Below are 18,094 nucleotides of genomic sequence, written 5' to 3'. Positions count from 1 at the left end.
CACGTACCGGACGACTCGCGATCCGTCCCTCGTGCCGGGTGAGATGCGCGAAACATACGCCAATTCCGAATTTCGGTAAAGTGGAATATTTTTGTGGGCAGGGCTTGACCTTTTGTGGCGGCGCGGGTGGCAAGGTGTTTTGCCCGTCGGGACAGCCAGATTTAGGTTGACGCGCCAGGCGCGAGGGGGGATCGATGATTTCTGCGACGCGGTTCGTAATCTTGAATGAGCTCGTCAATCTGACGGAAGGTGCTGCCGATGGACCGATCATCTACCACAATCCCGAATGCGGCACGTCGCGCACCACGCTTGCCACGATGCGGAATGCCGGTATCGAGCCGCACGTGATCAAATATCTGAAGACACCGCCGTCGCGGGCGCTGCTGCAGCAGCTGATAGCCCGCATGGGGATTTCGGTGCGCGAGGCCGTACGCGAGAAGGCTGCGCCCTATGCCGAACTCGGACTCGAAAACCCGGCACCAACTGACGATCAGTTGCTCGATGCGATGACGGCACATCCGATCCTGATCAACCGGCCGATCGAGGTGACGCCGAAAGGCGTCAGGCTTTGCCGTCCCTCCGAGCTGGTGCTGGATCTGCTGCCCACACGGCGAAATCCGGGATGAACGATTTCGCGCGCTCCATCGTTGCTGCGTTCGCGCTGATTAGCGAGGCCGATCCCGAACTGCTCGGCATTGTCACCCTGTCGGTGCACGTGAGCCTGACGGCCAGCATCATTGCGCTGTTGATCGGGGCCCCATTCGGGGCCCTTCTTGCGATCACCCGCTTCCGCGGACGGCAGGTCATCATCGTGCTGACCAATGCGTTGCTCGGCCTGCCGCCGGTCGTGGTCGGGCTCGCGCTTTATCTCATGTTGTCGCGGTCCGGCCCGTTCGGGGCAGCGGGCCTGTTGTTCACGCCGACGGCCATGGTGATCGCACAGACGTTGCTGGCCACCCCGATCGTGGTCGCACTGGTGCACCGGCCGGCGAGCTTGCTGTGGGCGGAATATGGCGACCTCGCGCGGATCGACGGGCTATCAACGCTGCGCAGCATCGGCCTGCTGTTCGCACTCGGCCGGACCTCGCTGCTGACGGCCTTTCTCGCAGCGTTCGGGCGCGCGATCGCCGAAGTCGGCGCTATCATCATCGTCGGCGGCAACATCCGCAGTTTTACCCGCACGATGACGACGGCAATTGCGCTCGAGACCAGCAAGGGCGACCTGCCGCTGGCGCTCGGGCTCGGGCTGATCCTGCTCGCGCTCAGCGTCGCCGTCTCGACCGTCGCCTTCCTGCTAGTGGGACGCGTTCGGGAAAAATAGCTGCTCGCCGCCGACCTTGTAGCCTGCGATCGCATCCTGCCCCTTCGGGGAGACCAGCCAGTCGATGAAGGCCTGCCCGTCCTTCGCCTTCACATTCGCATGCTTTTCCGGATTGACCAGCATGACGCCGTATTGATTGAACAGCCGCTTGTCGCCCTCGGTCAGGATCGCAAGCTCGCCGCGGTTCCTGAACGACAGCCAGGTGCCGCGATCCGACAGCAGATAGGCGTTCGATGACGATGCCATGTTCAGCGCCGGGCCCATGCCCTGCCCGATCTCGCGATACCAGCTGTCCTTGCCATCAGCGATGTCGACGCCCGCCTCCTTCCACAATCTCAGCTCGGCGGCATGGGTGCCGGATTTGTCGCCGCGCGAGATGAACGGCGCCTTTGCCGCCGCGATTCTGCGCAAGGCATCAGCGACGTCCTTGCTGCCGGCGATCTTCGCGGGATCGCTCTTTGGCCCGACGATGATGAAATCGTTGTACATGACGTCGAAGCGCTTCACGCCCTGCCCTTCGGACATGAACTTGTCTTCGGCCGGCCTGTCATGGACGAACACCACGTCGGCATCGCCGCGCCGCCCGATGTCCAGTGCCTGGCCGGTGCCGACGGCAACGACCTTCACCTCGATGCCTTCGGCCTTCGAGAACAGCGGCAGCAGATAGCCAAACAAGCCCGACTGCTCCGTCGACGTCGTCGAGGCCACGGTGATGCTGCGGTCCTGCGCGTAGGCACAACTCGACCAGACCAGAACCGCTGCGATGGCGGCAAGCTTCTTCATGGCGTTCCTCACTCCCCGGATGTTTCAAATTAGGCCGGAAGGATGGCGCTGGAAAGCCCGACGTTATGTCTTGCCGGTCACGTGTTCGCTCCTTCGCTGTCGAACGGACACGCCCCCTCACGCCGGCCTCACGGCCGTTAAACCCCGCGTGAGCTGCCGCGCGATCATGTGGCGGCGCGGAATATCGTCCCGCCTAGCCTGATCCTGCTGATGGAACGGATTGGAGCGTCCCATGACAAAGACAATCATCGTCACCGCCTTGCGGCTCATCTTGTCCCTGGCAATCGCCGGCCCGGCGCAGGCGTGGTCCGCACAGTCGTCAAGCCTCGACTACGCATGGAGCAGCGAACAGGCGGAATGCGACGCGCTGACCGTGGCACTGGTCCGCAGGCACGCGCCTGCGCATTCGCACATCCGCAAGACGGAGCACGCGGTTGCTCCGACGCATCTGCCCAATCGCGACGAAGATCCGCTCGCATCGATGCATTTCGAATGACCACTGTGGCGCGCGAGGCTGTGCAGATGTTCTGCAATTGGTCTCGCCTCAATTGACAGGGGTGTGACGGCCGGGGCAGTTTTTCACATTGCTGGCGAATCAGCGATTGCCTACGGCCTGCGTACCTCTTGGACAACTCCCGGTGCTTTCGAGACTGATATCGTTGCTGAGCCGCATCCCTGCGGTGAAATGGGCGTTCAACCGGCTTCGGCCTCTGCCGCACAGCGGCAGCATCGACGTGGCGCAGATCGCTGCGCATGAGTCGCCGGCCGTCCTAGCTGTTGCAGAAGCTGCTCCGGTACTCGACGGCGCTGGGCCGTTGCATCGTAACGCCGACATCGAGGTCGTGACTCCGATCGCTGAAGACACCGCTGCCATCTCCGTCCCCGTGGAGAGCCTGTCAGCAGCGCCGACAGAGACCATCGTCAGCGACGATTCATCAGTAGAGACGCCGGCAGAGGTCGAGCCCGTCACCGTGGAGGAGGTCTCGGTCTCTTCGATTGAGACCGAGAGCGAGCCGGTTGACGCGCCCGAGTTCGTCACTGAGGACGAACCCGCATCCGTCGCTTCCGTGGAGATCGAGCCGGTCGTCGCAAACGATCTTCAGCCCGTCGCGGCCGTTGCCGCCGAGGAGACGATCGCCGACGCGCCGGTTGTCGCCCCGCACATCGAGCCGGAGCCCGTGTCGCCCGCCCCAAAGAGCTCCAGCACGCCGAAGCCTCGCGCGAAAGCCGTCGAGCCCGCCGATCGCGCCGCGCTGATCCGCCAGCGCTGGACTGAGACAGGGATCAGGATGTGGAATCCGCGGCTTCACGGCACGGGCGAAGCCACGCTGAACATCCAGGGGCGCATCGGACTGCTGCCGCCCGAGCCTGGCGAAACACTGCCGCGCTACGACAAGCTCGAATTCAGGATGCTCGGCGGCCAGATCGTCTGCGAAGGCGTGATCGTCGAGGCACCCGTGCATGCGGGCCAGCGCAGCTTCACCCGGCTCGCCGAGCCGCGTGGCGCCGATCGCAGCCGCGAGACGGTGCGGGAACGCCAGGCCGCCCTCGCCTGACGTCCAAAGGACGCGGCGCGCTCGACCGCTGGGGTGACGATTATTCCGCGCATGACGCGGAATTTTTCGAACGCAGGCCGTTGCTGCCTCATCGCTTAACATTTAGCGTGCGGCCGGTCGATCAGCGCGAAGGCGCGGTCGCAACGAAAAACAACAATCGGGAGGACCCATCCATGAGAAAGCTCACGGCCGCGCTGTGTACGCTGACACTCTTCGCACCTGTGGCGCAGGCGCAGACCCTCAAGGACTTCCTGGCAACAGTGATGCAGAAATGGACCGCCCCGTTCGAGCCGTTCCAGCTGATCGACAACATCTACTATGTCGGGACCGACGGCATCGCTGTCTATGTCATCAAGACGTCCCAGGGCTTGATCCTGATGGACACGGCGATGTCTCAGTCGACCGGCATGATCAAAGGCAACATTGCCAGACTCGGCTTCAAGGTTGCCGACATCAAATACATCCTCAACACGCACGCCCATCTCGACCACACCGGCGGCTTCGCCGAGATCAAGAAGGAGACGGGCGCGCAGCTCGTGGCCGGCGAGCGCGACAAGCCGCTGCTCGAAGGCGGCTATTATCCGGGCGACGAGAAGAACCAGGATCTCACCTTTACCCCCGTGAAGGTCGACCGCGCCGTGAAGGAGGGCGACAAGGTCACGCTCGGCGACACCACGCTGACGGCACATGCGACGCCCGGCCACTCGCCCGGCTGCACGAGCTGGGAGATGACGGTGAAGGACGGCGGCCAAGACCGCAAGGTGCTGTTCTTCTGCAGTGGCACCGTGGCGCTGAACCGGCTGGTCGGCCAGCCGACCTATCCCGGTATCATGGACGACTACCGCGCAACCTTCGCCAAAGCCAAGGCGATGAAGATCGACGTGCTGCTCGGGCCGCATCCGGAGGTGTATGGCATGCAGGAAAAGCGTGGGCAGCAGATCAAGAACGAGACGCCGAATCCGTTCGTCAAGCCAGGCGAGCTTGCGACTTACGCTACGGGCCTGTCGGAGGAATTCGACAGGCAACTCGCCAAGCAGACCGCCGCGCTTCAGGGCGCGAAATAACACCCTCCCGGAGAATGGCCGCGGCGTCGCCAGCGACGCCGCGCGCGAGGCCAAGGTCGTTGCTGACGTAGCGCTACTTCGCCAGGCTCGGCAGATCGAGCCCCTTGTCGCGGGCGCAGTCGATCGCGATGTCATATCCCGCGTCGGCATGGCGCATGACGCCGCTGGCGGGATCGTTCCAGAGCACGCGCTCGATCCGCTTGGCGGCCTCAGGCGTGCCGTCGGCCACGATCACCATGCCGGCGTGCTGGGAATAACCGATGCCGACGCCGCCGCCGTGATGCAGCGAGACCCAGGTCGCGCCGCTGGCGCAATTCAAGAGCGCGTTGAGCAGCGGCCAGTCGGACACCGCATCCGATCCGTCCTTCATCGCCTCGGTCTCGCGGTTGGGGCTCGCCACCGAGCCGCTGTCGAGATGATCGCGACCGATCACGATCGGTGCTTTCAACTCGCCGCGCGCGACCATCTCGTTGAAGGCGAGGCCGAGGCGATGACGATCGCCAAGGCCGACCCAGCAAATCCGCGCCGGCAGGCCCTGGAACTTGATGCGCTCCCTGGCCATGTCGAGCCAGTTGTGCAGATGCTTGTCGTCGGGCATCAGCTCCTTGACCCTGGCGTCGGTCTTGAAGATGTCCTCGGGATCGCCCGAGAGCGCGGCCCAACGGAACGGCCCGACGCCACGGCAGAATAAGGGACGGATATAGGCAGGCACGAAGCCAGGGAATTCGAAGGCGTTCTTCAGGCCCATGTCCTGCGCCATCTGGCGAATGTTATTGCCATAGTCGAGCGTCGGAATGCCCTGCGCATGGAAATCCAGCATGGCCTGGACGTGCTCGACCATCGACGTCTTTGAGGCGCGCTCGACCGCCTTCGGATCGGACGCGCGCCTGGTTTCCCAATCGGCGAGGGTCCAGCCCTTCGGCAAATAGCCGTTGATTGGATCATGCGCGCTGGTCTGGTCGGTGACGATGTCGGGCTTGACGCCGCGGCGCACCAGCTCGGGAAAAATCTCCGCGGCATTGCCGAGCAGGCCGACCGAGACGGCCTTCTTCGTTGTCGCGGCGTCCGACATGATGGCGAGCGCTTCGTCGAGCGTCGCGGCCTGGCGATCGAGATAACCGGTCCGCAAGCGCATCTCGATGCGGCTCGGCTGGCATTCGACCGCGAGCATCGAGGCACCCGCCATGGTCGCCGCCAGCGGCTGCGCGCCGCCCATACCGCCGAGACCGGCGGTGAGGATCCATTTGCCGGCGAGGCTGCCGCCATAATGGCGACGGCCGACCTCGACGAAGGTCTCGTAGGTGCCCTGCACGATGCCCTGGCTGCCGATATAGATCCAGGAACCCGCCGTCATCTGGCCGTACATCATCAGGCCCAGGCGATCGAGCTCGTTGAAATGATCGAGCGTCGCCCAGTGCGGCACAAGGTTGGAGTTCGCGATCAGCACGCGCGGGGCATCGGCATGGGTGCGGAACACGCCGACCGGCTTGCCGGACTGGACCAGCAAGGTCTGGTCGTTCTCGAGCTTGCGCAGCGCGTTGGTGATCCGGTCAAAGCTCTCCCAGTCGCGCGCGGCGCGGCCGATGCCGCCATAGACGACGAGCTCGCTCGGACGCTCCGCAACGTCGGGATCGAGATTGTTCATCAGCATGCGCAGAGGGGCTTCGGTCAGCCAGCTCTTGGCGCTGATGTCGCTGCCGCGGGGGGCGCGGATGGTGCGGTCATTGTCCAGTCGGCGGTTCATGAAGACCTCTTCAGACGAGTCTTGGGAACGGATCAGATGGAAGCGCGGCGATCGCGACGGCCGGGAGTGCATCGGCTTCGATCAGCGCAGCGGCTTTGGCGAGATCGCCGGCCATGTAGCGGTCGGCACCGAGCGCGGGCACTTGCTCACGCAACGCCGCGATGATGGCAACGAGCGGCGCGCTGGTTGCATGCGGCGCGCGCAGCGTGATGCCCTGCGCGGCAACGAGCAGCTCGATGCCGAGGATCGGAGCGAGATTATCGGCCATGTCGGAGAGCCGCCGCGCGGCATGCGCGGCCATCGAGACGTGGTCTTCCTGGTTGGCGCTGGTCGGCGTCGAGTCGATCGAGCAGGCCGCTGCGCGCTGCTTGTTCTCGGCGTAGAGCGCAGCCGCCGTCACCTCGGCGATCATGAAGCCGGAATTGATGCCGGGGTCCGGTGTCAGGAACGGCGGCAGGCCGAAATTGAGCGCGGGATCGACCAGCGTCGCGATGCGCCGCTCGCTGATCGCACCGATTTCCGACAGCGCCAGCGCGATCGTATCGGCGGCAAACGCGACTGGCTCGGCGTGGAAATTGCCGCCGGAGACGATCTCGCCGGTCTCGACCAGCACGAGCGGGTTGTCAGTGACGGCGTTGGCCTCGACGACCAGCGTGCGCGCGGCCTGCGTGATCAGGTCGAGCGCGGCACCGGCGACCTGCGGCTGGCAGCGCAAGCAATAGGGATCCTGCACGCGCTCGTCGCCTTCGAGATGCGACAGGCGGATATCGCTGCCGTCAAGCAGCGCGGTCAGCGTCGCAGCAGCGGCGATCTGCCCGGGATGACCGCGCAGCGCCTGGATTTCGGGGCGGAATGGCGCGGTCGAGGCCATCGCCGCATCGACCGACAGCGCACCCGTGACGAGCGCGGCGCGCGCGAGACGAAATGCGCGCAGCACGCCGGCGATGGCATAGGCGGTCGAGAACTGCGTGCCGTTGATCAGCGCAAGCCCCTCCTTCGGACCCAGCGTCAGGGGCGCAAGCCCGGCCGCAGCGAGCGCCTCGGCGCCTGATACGGTCTTCCCGTCAACGATCGCTTGCCCCTCGCCGATCATCACCGCGGTCATATGTGCAAGCGGCGCCAGATCGCCGGAGGCGCCGACCGAGCCCTGCTGCGGCACCAGCGGGTAGACGCCGCGCGCCAGCATCTCTTGCAATTGCTCGATCACCTCGCGGCGCACGCCGGAGGCGCCGCGCCCGAGCGAGACAATCTTCAGCGCCATCATCAGCCGAACGATGGGCTCAGGCGTGGCCGGCCCGACGCCGCAGCAATGCGAGACGATGAGATTGCGCTGGAGCAGCGCAGTCCGGTCCGGCGGAATCCGCTTCGACGCCAGCTTTCCAAATCCGGTGTTGATCCCGTAGACGGGCGCGGCGGCCTGAGCAGCCTTCGCGACGATCGCCGCAGCCCTATCGACGCGCGGCCAGAACGGGGCATCGAGCATGACGGATGCGCCTGCAAGCACGCGCGCGAGATCGTCGAGGCTCACCGTTCCCGGCTTGACGACGATTGCGGCGCCCTGCTCCGTCATTGCCCCCTCCACACCCGGCGATGCAGCGGATTGAATCCGATGCGATAGACCAGCTCGGCGGGCCGCTCAATGTCCCAGATCGCGAGATCGCACCATTTGCCGGCTTCCAGCGTGCCGGTTTCATGGAGCACACCGAGCGCCCGGGCGCCTTCACGGGTGATGCCGGCCAGGCATTCAGCGACATTCATCCGGAACAGCGTCGCGCCCATGTTCATGGCGAGCAGCAGCGACGTCAGCGGCGAGCTGCCGGGATTGCAGTCGGTCGCGAGCGCCATGGGGACGCGATGCTTGCGGAAGGCTTCCACTGGCGGCTTTTGCGTCTCGCGGATGAAGTAGAAGGCGCCCGGTAGCAGCACGCCGACCGTGCCGGCCTTGGCCATCGCGGCCGCGCCGGCTTCGTCGGTGTGCTCGAGATGATCAGCTGAGAGCGCCGAGTATTTTGCGGCGAGCGCAGCGCCGCCGAGATTCGAGAGTTGGTCGGCATGGAGCTTGACGGGCAGACCGAGCACCTTCGCCGCCTCGAACACGCGCGCCGTCTGCTCAGCCGAGAACGCGATGCCTTCCATGAAGGCATCGACGGCATCGGCCAGGCCAGCCTTTGCGACGGTCGGCAGCATCTCGTTGCAGACAAGATCGATGTAACGATCCTTGTCGCCGTCGGCCTCGACCGGCAGCGCGTGTGCGCCGAGGAAGGAGGTGCGGATTGCAACCGGCCGCTGACGGCCGAGGCTGCGCGCGGCGGCGAGCTGCCGCATCTCGGTCTCGGTGTCTAACCCGTAGCCGGACTTGATCTCGATCGTGGTCACGCCCTCGCCGATCAGCGCGTCGAGCCGCGGCAATGCGCTCGCGACCAGTTCGGTTTCGTTCGCCTTGCGCGTCGCGGCCACCGTCGAGACGATGCCGCCGCCGGCGCGCGCGATCTCCTCGTAGCTCGCGCCCTTCAGGCGCAGCTCGAATTCGTGCGCACGGTTGCCGCCATAGACGAGATGGGTGTGGCAATCGACGAGGCCCGGCGTGATCCAGCGCCCCTCGCAATCGATCCGCTTGATCGCGTCGGCGTCCGCCGGAAAATCCGCCGCAGCGCCCGCATAGACGATGTGGCCGCCGCGCATGGCGATCACGCCATGCCCGATCTCGCCGAGATCGGGACGGTCGGCCCGCATCGTGGCGAGCCGGGCGTTATGCCAGATCCGGTCGAAGCGTTCTGCCATGCAACGGTCCCTTCGCGAAGTCCCTGCGCCCTGGGATGCTTGACTTATATGTCTAGACATATAATCGTAAGATGGTTCTGTCCAGCCGGCGTGTCACCATGTCCCGACTGCATTTCGCCTCCGCGCTCCTGCCTTCGGGCTGGGCCAATGACGTGCAGGTGGTCATCACCGCCGGCGCGATCGCAGCGGTGACGCCGGGCGTAGCGCCTGCCGCAGGCGACGAGCGCCACGCTGTCGCGCTTCCCGGACTTGCGAGCCTGCACAGCCACGCCTTCCAGCGCGGCATGGCGGGACTTGCCGAGCTGCGCGGCGACAGCACCGATACATTCTGGACCTGGCGCGAGACGATGTATCGCTTCGCGCTGGCGATGACACCGGACGATGTCGCCGCCGTCGCCACGCTGCTGTATGTCGAGATGCTGGAGCAGGGTTTTACCCGCGTGGGCGAATTCCATTATCTGCATCACGATCGCGACGGCTCACATTACACCGATCCCGCCGAGATGGCCGCGCGCATCGCGCAGGCTGCCGAAGCCTCCAGCATCGGCCTGACGCTGCTGCCGAGTTTTTATGCGCATGGTTCCTTCGGCGGTGCCGCACCGCATGACGGCCAGCGCCGCTTCATCTGCTCTGTCGATCAGTTCACCACGCTGATGGCTGCCTCGCGCAAGGCGATCGCAACATTGCCGGGTGCGAATATCGGCATCGCACCGCACAGCCTGCGCGCAGTCATGCCGGACGAGCTCGCAGCCATCATTCCGCTAGCGGATGGCGGGCCGGTGCACATTCACGCCGCTGAGCAGGTGAAGGAAGTCGAGGACTGCCTGGCCTGGTCGGGTCGGCGCCCCGTGCAATGGTTGCTGGAGCACGCGCCGCTCGATCAGCGCTGGTGCCTCATTCACGCGACCCAAACGACGGATGCGGAGGTCGCAGCATTCGCGAAGACCGGTGCGATCGCTGGCCTCTGCCCCATCACCGAAGCAAGCCTCGGCGATGGCATCTTTCCGGCACGGGAATTTCTCGACGCTGGGGGCATGTTCGGTGTCGGCACCGATTCCAACGTGCTGGTCGGCGTCGCCGACGAGCTACGCCAGCTTGAATACGGCCAGCGGCTGAAGCATCGCGCGCGCAACCTGCTGTCCGGCGGCGCCGGCCGTTCGACCGGGCGCACGCTGTTCGACGATGCCCTCGCTGGCGGCGCGCGGGCACTTGCGCAGCCGATTGCCGGCCTCACGCCGGGCGCGCACGCTGATATCGTCACGTTTGACGCTGCCCATCCATCGCTGGCAGGGCGCGCGGGCGATGCCATCATCGACGGCTGGATTTTTGCGGCCGGCAACGGTGCAATTGATTGCGTCTGGGCCGGCGGAAACAAAGTTGTTGAGCGCGGGGAGCATAAATTGCGCCAGTCCGCGCGCGAGCGCTTCAACGCATCCGTGCGGAGGCTCGTCGCATGAGCCTCGCGACCGACGCGGCCGACAAGCCGACGCTCTACAAGCGTATCCGCGCCGACATCGAAAAGCGCATCCTGACCGGCGAATGGCCGCCAGGCCACCGCATTCCATTCGAGCACGAGCTGGTCGCGCGCTACGGCTGCTCGCGCATGACGGTGAACAAGGCGCTGTCGGAGCTCGCCCAGGCCGATTTGATCGAGCGCCGGCGCCGCGCCGGCTCTTTCGTCCGCCGGCCGCAGCATCAATCGGCTGTGCTCAAGATTGCCGACATCCGGGCCGAGATCATCGCACTCGGGCGCGGTTACGGCTACGAGCTCATCAGCCGCAAGCTGCGCGCTACGACCGCCGCCGACCGCGAGCGTCTTGGCGTCAAGAAGGCTGGCAAGGTGGTTGCGATCTCTTGTCGACACAGCGCCGACAATGTGCCGTTTGCGGTCGAGGACCGGCTGATCGACCTTTCATCCGTGCCTGACGCCGCGACCGCGGATTTCTCTCGCGAGCCGCCGGGCTCGTGGCTGCTTCATCATGTCCCATGGACGGAAGCCGAGCATACGATCAGCGCCATTGTCGCGGATGATCGCATGGCGGACGCGCTCGACATCGCCGTCGGTGCGCCTTGCCTCGTGATCGACCGCTATACCTGGCGCAGCGCGCGCACGATCACTGCGGTACGCCTGCTCTATCCCGGTGACTCTCACCGCCTTGTCGCCCGATTCAAGGGAGGCTGAGAGAACGATGTCGGCACAAATCGTGCAGCGCTTCGGGCAACGGTCCCCACAGACCGACAGAGATCAACAGGACGTCAATCCATCGATCGGCAAGAGGACGACAATCATGCGTAGTTCGACAGTTTTTGCGACAATCATTGCGCTTACGGCCGCCACTCCCGTGCTCGCCGACGACGTCAAGGTCGGCGTCGGCATCTCCGGTTGGACCGGATTCGCGCCGCTGACGCTGGCGAAGGAGGCCGGCATCTTCAAGAAGAATGGCCTCGACGTCACCATCAAGAAGATCCCGCAGAAGGACCGCCACCTCGCCATCGCCTCCGGCGACGTGCAGTGCGCGGCGACCACGGTCGAGACCTGGATTTCCTGGAACGCCAACGGCGTCGCGACCAAGCAGATCTTCCAGCTCGACAAGAGCTTTGGCGCAGACGGCATGGCTGTGCGCAACGACGTCACGTCGATCAAAGAATTGAAGGGCAAGACCGTTGCGGCCTCCGCGCCCGGTACCTCACCCTATTTCGCGCTGGCCTGGATGCTGAAGAAGAACGGCCTCACCGTGAAGGACGTCACTGTCGTGAACCTCGAGCCGGCCGCAGCTGCGCAGGCCTTCGTCTCCGGCCAGAACGACGCCGCGATGACCTACGAGCCGTATCTATCGACCGTGCGCGCCGCCCCCGACAAGGGCAAGATCATCGCGACCACGCTCGATTATCCGATCGTGATGGACACGTTCGGCTGCACGCCGAAATTCCTCAGCGAGAACCCCAAGGCGGCGCAGGCATTGGCCAACAGCTATTTCGAGGCGCTCGACATGATCGCCAAGGATCAGGCCAAGTCCTATGAGATCATGGGCGCCGACGTGAAGCAGACCGGCGAGGCGTTCGGCAACTCGGCAAAGTACCTGCGCTGGCAGGACAAGGCCGCGAACCAGAAGTTTTTCGCCGGCGACTTCCTCGCCTTCAACAAGGATGCGGCCGACCTCCTGCTCGAGATCGGTATCATCAAGGCCGCGCCGAAGGTCGAAGACCTCTACGACGCAAGCTTCATCAAGTAAGCCTGGATAAGCTGCTGGTCCTGCCGCGCGGTGGGACCAGCACAAGATCGACCATTCGGATAACTATCGATGCGTCCTCTGGATTCCGTGACATCGAGGCAGCGCGTGGCCTATGGCCTCGCGTTCTTCGTGCTGTTCGTCGCCCTCTGGTCGTGGGCAACCTTCGGCGGCCATGTGTCAAAAACCTTCCTTGCCAATCCGCTGACTATGGTGCAGGAGGGTTATGACCTCCTGGCCAAGCAAGGCTTCCTGTTCGACATCGGCATGACGATATGGCGCGTTGTCGGCGGCTTTGCGCTGGCCGCGATCATCGCGGTGCCGCTCGGCGTTCTCATGGGCGCTTACAAGCCCGTCGAAGCCTTCCTCGAACCCTTCGTCTCCTTTGCGCGCTACCTGCCCGCCTCCGCTTTCATCCCGCTCCTGATCCTGTGGGCCGGCATCGGCGAGTTGCAGAAGCTGCTGGTCATCTTCATCGGCTCGGTGTTCCAGGTCATCCTGATGGTCGCCGTCACCGTGGGCGCGACGCGGCGCGATCTGGTGGAAGCCGCCTATACGCTTGGGGCAAGCGACCGCGGCATCATTCGCCGTGTGCTGCTGCCCTCCTCCGCGCCGGAGATCGCAGAGATCCTGCGGCTGGTGCTGGGCTGGGCCTGGACCTACGTCATCGTCGCCGAGCTGATCGGCTCGTCCTCCGGCATCGGCCACATGATCACCGACAGCCAGGCGTTGCTGAACACCGGCCAGATCATCTTCGGCATCATCGTGATCGGACTGATCGGCCTGCTCTCGGACTTCATGTTCAAGGCGTTCAACGCCTGGCTGTTTCCGTGGAGGCTCGCATGACCGCGCTGAAGATCGAGCAGGTTTCGCGAACCTTCCCCGCGCGCCACGGCAACGCTCCGACCAAGGCTCTGGAGCCGACCGACCTTGTCATCGGCAACAACGACTTCGTCACCATCCTCGGCCCGTCCGGCTGCGGCAAGTCCACGCTGCTGCGCATCGTCGCCGGCCTCGACCGCCCGACCAGCGGGCGCGTCACGCTCGACGGGCGCGAGGTGACCGGTCCTGGCGCCGATCGCGGCATGGTGTTCCAGTCCTACACGCTGTTTCCCTGGCTCACCGTGCGCGAGAACATTGCCTTCGGCCTGCGCGAGCGCGGCGTGTCCGAGGCGGAGCGCAACAAGATCGCCGACGCCTTCACCCGCCAGGTTGGGTTGTCCGGCTTCGAGAACCACTGGCCGAAGCAGCTCTCGGGCGGCATGCAGCAGCGCACGGCGATTGCACGCGCGCTCGCCAATGATCCAAAGATCCTGTTGCTCGACGAGCCCTTCGGCGCGCTGGACAACCAGACCCGCGCCTTGATGCAGGAAATGCTGCTGGGCATCTGGGAGCGCGACCAGAAGACGGTGCTGTTCGTGACCCACGACATCGAAGAGGCAATCTTCCTCGGCAGCCGCGTCATCGTGATGAGCGCGCGTCCCGGCCGGATCAAGGCCGAGATCAATGTGGACCTGCCGCATCCGCGCTCCTACAGGATCAAGACCACGCCCGAATTCGTCCAGTTGAAGGAGCGGCTGGTCGAAGAGATCCGCACCGAGGCGCTGAAGGTTGCCGAACATGCCTGACACCAAGCCGCGCGCCAATGGCGAGCGTGTTCTCGCCGATCTCAATGCGCTGCGTGCGCTCGGCATCTACAAGACCGGCGTGCACAAGCCGACCTTCTCCGGGCCGCACAAACAATCGCTGGACTGGCTGGTGCGGAAGTTGCCCGATGCCGGACTTATTGGTGCGATCGACGGCATCGGCAACATTCTCGGCACGAGCGCCAAGCCCGGGCCAAGACTGCTCGCGGGCTCCCATCTGGAAAGCCAGAACTACGCCGGCTGGCTCGACGGCCCGCTCGGCGTCGTTTACGCACTCGAAGCCGCGCGCGTGCTCAATGCCGATCCCTCCGTGAAGGGTGCCGTCGAAGTGGCCGCGTGGTGTGACGAGGAAGGTCATTTCGGCAGCTTCCTCGGTTCGCGCTCCTATGTCGGACAGGTGACCGAGGCGGAGATCGACGCCGCGCGCGACCGCACCAATGGCCGCGCCATGCGCGACGCGCTGGCCGACATGGGGCTCGCCGGGCGTCCGCGTATCGCCGCCGAGCCCGGACGGCACGTCGGCTATCTCGAGGCGCATATCGAGCAGGGTGACACGCTCGAGAGCGGCAAGCTCGCGATCGGCGTCGTGACCTCGATCGTCGGCATCTGGCAGTATCGCATCACTTTCGCCGGTGAGCAGAACCACGCCGGCACCACGCGCATGGCCGTGCGCAAGGATGCTGGCCTGGCGCTTGCCAAGTTCTGCGTGGCGATCGATGAGAGCTTCCCGGCTGCATGCGGGCCGCGCTCGGTCTGGACCACTGGCCGCATCACGCTCGATCCGGGCGCCCCGAGCATCATCCCGGGTGGCGCGGAGATGCTGTTCCAGATTCGCGATGACACCCCAACCGTAATCGCGCGGCTGGAAGAACTGCTGCGCACGATGGCGGACGAGGCTAGTGCCAAGGGCCCCTGCATCGTCAACGTGGAGAAAATCCGCACCGGCGCTCCCGCAATGATGAACGCCGGTTTTCAGGACGCGATCGAGGCCGCGAGCAGGGCACTGGCCGGTGGACGATCGCTGCGCATGCCGAGCGGCGCCGGCCACGACGCGCAGATGCTCGCGACCATCATGCCCGCTGGCATGCTGTTCGTGCCCTCGATCGGCGGCATTAGCCACCATTGGACCGAGAACACCGCCGACGCCGACATCGTTACCGGCGCGCAGGTGTTCGTCGATGCCTGCCTGCGGATTTTGGCAGGCTAGAACGATGTACCGCCGCCGAACCTGAACTCCTGCACCACGTCGTATTTGCCCTTCGTGAGCGGCACGGCGTAGTCGAAGCGCAGCGGTCCGAACGGCGAAGCCCAGATCAAGCCGACGCCGACTGACGAGCGCACCACGCTGCTGTCGTCATATTGCAGTCCGCAGGTCGGGCAGGCCTTGGTATTGACCTCGCCCGTGGCCGTCCACGAGGTCGGCCCCTGATAGCCCCAGAGCGAGCCGGCATCGGCATAGACCGCGCCCTTCAAGCCAACCTCCTTGGGCAGGAACCAGAACGGCATCTGCAATTCCATGGACGCGCCCCAGTATTTCGTACCGCCCAGCGCATCGCCGGTGGCGCCGAAGCTCGCATAGGTGATGTCGCGCGGACCGATACCGTTGGAGGCGAAGCCACGCACGAGGTTCGGGCCCATCTGGAAGTGATCCAGCATGCGCAGATCGTTGTTGCCGATCTTGCTGAGAACGCCGCCCTGGAGGTGGATCACACTGATGATCTCGGACACCAGCGACGTGTAGTACTTGGTGTCCAGCGCAGTCTTCAGATAGGTGACGTCGCCGCCGACGCCGGCAAAATCCTGCTTGAAGTCGACCAGCAGACCGTCGGTCGGGTTCTTGGTATTGTCGAGCGTGTTGTAGGTCAGCGTGTAGCCCAGCGCCGAGGTCCAGGTCGGACCGTTCCCCAGTTCTTTTCGGACCGGCAGGCTGGATTCGCCGTCGCCGTAGCAGCCATAGCCGTAGACGCCCGAGCTCGTGGAGTTCGTCGGATCCACCCCGCCGAGGACATTCTGGATGTAGGCCGGCGTCGGATTGAAGGCCAGCGACATGTTGGCTGCGTTGTTGTTGCAATTGTTGTAGGCGCTGGCGAGCGTGATGCTCTGCTGATAGAGCGAGTAGCGGAGCTGGAGCGACAGGTCCTCGCGCAACGCGAAGCCTACGCGCGGCGAGAAGCCCAGCGTCGTCACCCCATAGCTCGTATAGCTGTTCGACAATTGCTGGCGCCAGTAGGTGTCGAATCCAAGCGCAATCCGGTAGTCGAGCAAATAAGGCTCGACAAAGGACAGCGATAGCCCGCGGGCATATTGGCCGTAGGTCACCGACGCCTTGGCGAACAGACCGCGGCCGAGCAGGTTACGCTCGGAGACCGAGACTTCGGCCAGCGCACCGTCGGTGGTCGAATAGCCGCCCGAAACCGAGAAGTCGCCGGTCGACTTCTCCTCCATGTCGACGATCAGAGTCACGCGGTCGCTGGACGAGCCGGGCTCCGTGGTGATCTTGACGCTTTTGAAATAATCGAGGTTCTTCAAGCGGCGCTCGGCGCGATCGACCAGCGCACGGTTGTAGGCATCGCCCTCGGAGAGGTCGAATTCGCGCCGGATCACGTAGTCGCGCGTGCGGGTATTACCCCGCAGATTGATGCGCTCGATATAGGTGCGCGGCCCTTCGTCGATGTTGAACACGACGGAGACGGTGTGCGCCTCGAAATTGCGGTCTCCGCCCGGCCGCACCACGGCGAAGGCATAGCCGCGGCGCGAAGCCTCGATCTGCATCTCCTCGGTCGACTTCTCGACCGATTCAACGTTGTAGAGCGAGCCGACATTGACGCGCGAGAAGATGCGCAGCGAGTTCGCATCAAAATTGGCGATGCCGGAGCGGAACTCGACGGTGCCGACGCGGTATTGCTGGCCCTCCTCGATCTTGAAGCTGACGAGGAAGCCCTTCTTGTCCGGATCATATTCGGTCAGCGCCGCCACAACCTGCGCGTCGGCAAAACCGTTCTTCAGATAGAAACGTCGGATCAGGTCGCGGTCGGCCTCGACGCGATCGGGATCATAGATGTCACCGCTGCTGAGGAAGCTGAGCAGATTGCTCTCATGGGTCTTGATCACGTCGCGCAGGCGCGCGGCTGAGAAGGCGCTGTTGCCGATGAACTCGATCGACTTGACGCCGGTCTTGGCGCCCTCCTCGACCGTGAAGACAAGATCGACGCGGTTGCTCGGCTGCTCGATGATTTCAGGGGTGACGCGAACATCGTAGCGGCCCGAGCGGCGGTAGATCTCGGCGATCCGCAGCGTGTCGGATTGCACCATTGCCCGCGAGAAGGTGCCACGCGGCTTGGACTGGGTTTCGGCCGAAAGCTGCTCGTCCTTGATCTTCTTGTTGCCCTCGAACGCAACGCGGCCGATCACGGCGTTTTCCACCACCGACACGACGATATGGCCGCCGGCCCGGTTGACCTTCACATCCTGAAACAGGCCGGTCTCGATCAATGCCTTGAGACCGTCGTCGATGGCCACCTGGTCGAACTGCCCGTTGGGGCCGGCCTTGAGGTAGGAGCGAACCGTCTCGGCCTCGACGCGGCGATTGCCTTCGATCACGATCGCGTCCGTGGTCTGCGCCGCGGCCGGCTGCGGCAACAGCACCAGCGGAAGTGAAGTTGCAATCGACACGCCACCCACGACCGCCGCGACTAGCCAGGCCCGCAAAAACGACATTCCACACCTCAAGAGCACCTGACCTGCTCTGAAACGGGAAAGCTGTGGCCACGGTGTGGCTTTCAGATTGCTGGACTGTTTCCGGGGATTGAGTTTGATTGAGCCGCCAATCTACATGACGTTGCCCGCGCCCGGCACGTCATTCGCCAACCAGAACAAACAACCGCCCGCTCGACCGGCAGCCGCTCAGCCCGGCCTCGGACCCCAGCGGATTTGAGCAGAGGATGCCGCTCGCCTGGTAACAGGCCGAGA

At 64.6% G+C, this 18,094-nt stretch carries 16 protein-coding genes; 11 read left to right on the top strand and 5 right to left on the bottom strand.

Annotation, left to right across the window (positions count from 1 at the left end; all coding sequences use genetic code 11):
• Positions 1–194 precede the first annotated feature (194 nt).
• Positions 195–626 (top strand): arsenate reductase (glutaredoxin), encoded by a 432-nt coding sequence (gene arsC, locus YUA_RS45520; RefSeq protein WP_084292966.1) that lies wholly within the window; start codon positions 195–197, stop codon positions 624–626.
• Positions 623–1,321 carry an ABC transporter permease gene (locus tag YUA_RS0130335; protein WP_027534069.1) on the top strand — a complete coding sequence of 233 codons (699 nt, stop codon included), beginning with the start codon at positions 623–625 and terminating at the stop codon, positions 1,319–1,321. The genes arsC and YUA_RS0130335 overlap by 4 nt, the downstream gene beginning before the upstream one ends.
• Here YUA_RS0130335 and YUA_RS0130330 read toward each other — a convergent pair.
• Positions 1,295–2,104, bottom strand: coding sequence for a substrate-binding domain-containing protein (locus tag YUA_RS0130330; protein ID WP_027534068.1), 810 nt, complete (start codon positions 2,102–2,104; stop codon positions 1,295–1,297). The two genes, YUA_RS0130335 and YUA_RS0130330, sit on opposite strands and share 27 nt — an antisense overlap.
• Positions 2,105–2,336: 232 nt before the next feature.
• On the opposite strand from YUA_RS0130330, the gene YUA_RS0130325 reads away from it, so the two are divergent.
• The 3 genes from YUA_RS0130325 (at position 2,337) to blaBJP (ending at position 4,724) form a co-directional block, all read left to right on the top strand.
• Positions 2,337–2,600, top strand: a complete 264-nt coding sequence (locus tag YUA_RS0130325; protein WP_027534067.1) for a hypothetical protein — start codon at positions 2,337–2,339, stop codon at positions 2,598–2,600.
• 163 nt (positions 2,601–2,763) lie between these two features.
• Positions 2,764–3,660 (top strand): hypothetical protein, encoded by an 897-nt coding sequence (locus YUA_RS0130320; protein WP_027534066.1) that lies wholly within the window; start codon positions 2,764–2,766, stop codon positions 3,658–3,660.
• Positions 3,661–3,833: 173 nt separating this feature from the next.
• Positions 3,834–4,724, top strand: coding sequence for a BJP family subclass B3 metallo-beta-lactamase (gene blaBJP, locus YUA_RS0130315; protein ID WP_027534065.1), 891 nt, complete (start codon positions 3,834–3,836; stop codon positions 4,722–4,724).
• A 73-nt stretch (positions 4,725–4,797) separates the two neighbouring features.
• Here blaBJP and hutU read toward each other — a convergent pair whose 3' ends face one another.
• Genes hutU through hutI form a run of 3 tightly spaced genes read right to left on the bottom strand, consistent with a single transcriptional unit; the run spans position 4,798 to position 9,249 of the window.
• Entirely contained in the window at positions 4,798–6,468 is a 1,671-nt protein-coding gene (gene hutU, locus YUA_RS0130310; RefSeq protein ID WP_027534064.1) for a urocanate hydratase, read from the bottom strand.
• Between the two features lie 10 nt (positions 6,469–6,478).
• The gene (gene hutH, locus YUA_RS0130305) at positions 6,479–8,038 is read right to left on the bottom strand and encodes a histidine ammonia-lyase (RefSeq protein ID WP_027534063.1); all 1,560 of its coding nucleotides are present in this window, start codon (positions 8,036–8,038) and stop codon (positions 6,479–6,481) included.
• Positions 8,035–9,249, bottom strand: coding sequence for an imidazolonepropionase (gene hutI, locus YUA_RS0130300; RefSeq protein ID WP_027534062.1), 1,215 nt, complete (start codon positions 9,247–9,249; stop codon positions 8,035–8,037). Before hutI ends, hutH begins: the two co-directional genes overlap by 4 nt.
• 98 nt (positions 9,250–9,347) lie before the next feature.
• On the opposite strand from hutI, the gene YUA_RS0130295 reads away from it, so the two are divergent.
• The 6 genes from YUA_RS0130295 to YUA_RS0130270 all read left to right on the top strand — a co-directional run bounded on the left by YUA_RS0130295 (position 9,348) and on the right by YUA_RS0130270 (position 15,332).
• The gene (locus YUA_RS0130295) at positions 9,348–10,706 is read left to right on the top strand and encodes a formimidoylglutamate deiminase (protein ID WP_027534061.1); all 1,359 of its coding nucleotides are present in this window, start codon (positions 9,348–9,350) and stop codon (positions 10,704–10,706) included.
• Complete coding sequence (gene hutC, locus YUA_RS0130290; protein ID WP_027534060.1) at positions 10,703–11,431, top strand: histidine utilization repressor; 729 nt, start codon at positions 10,703–10,705, stop codon at positions 11,429–11,431. The genes YUA_RS0130295 and hutC overlap by 4 nt, the downstream gene beginning before the upstream one ends.
• 106 nt (positions 11,432–11,537) lie before the next feature.
• The gene (locus YUA_RS0130285) at positions 11,538–12,482 is read left to right on the top strand and encodes an ABC transporter substrate-binding protein (RefSeq protein ID WP_027534059.1); all 945 of its coding nucleotides are present in this window, start codon (positions 11,538–11,540) and stop codon (positions 12,480–12,482) included.
• 69 nt (positions 12,483–12,551) lie between these two features.
• Complete coding sequence (locus YUA_RS0130280; protein ID WP_027534058.1) at positions 12,552–13,325, top strand: ABC transporter permease; 774 nt, start codon at positions 12,552–12,554, stop codon at positions 13,323–13,325.
• Positions 13,322–14,107: an ABC transporter ATP-binding protein gene (locus YUA_RS0130275; protein WP_027534057.1), complete on the top strand. Its 786-nt coding sequence runs from the start codon at positions 13,322–13,324 to the stop codon at positions 14,105–14,107. The genes YUA_RS0130280 and YUA_RS0130275 overlap by 4 nt, the downstream gene beginning before the upstream one ends.
• Positions 14,100–15,332 carry a Zn-dependent hydrolase gene (locus tag YUA_RS0130270; RefSeq protein ID WP_027534056.1) on the top strand — a complete coding sequence of 411 codons (1,233 nt, stop codon included), beginning with the start codon at positions 14,100–14,102 and terminating at the stop codon, positions 15,330–15,332. The genes YUA_RS0130275 and YUA_RS0130270 overlap by 8 nt, the downstream gene beginning before the upstream one ends.
• Here the strand turns inward: YUA_RS0130270 and bamA are convergent.
• Positions 15,329–17,842, bottom strand: coding sequence for an outer membrane protein assembly factor BamA (gene bamA / locus YUA_RS0130265; RefSeq protein ID WP_027534055.1), 2,514 nt, complete (start codon positions 17,840–17,842; stop codon positions 15,329–15,331). The genes YUA_RS0130270 and bamA overlap by 4 nt on opposite strands.
• Between the last annotated feature and the right edge of the window lie 252 nt (positions 17,843–18,094).

This window comes from Bradyrhizobium sp. WSM3983 (genome assembly GCF_000473045.1).
Lineage (GTDB): Bacteria > Pseudomonadota > Alphaproteobacteria > Rhizobiales > Xanthobacteraceae > Bradyrhizobium.
Note: the sequence above shows the minus strand (reverse complement) of the source record. Positions and strands in the feature narration are given on the sequence as shown.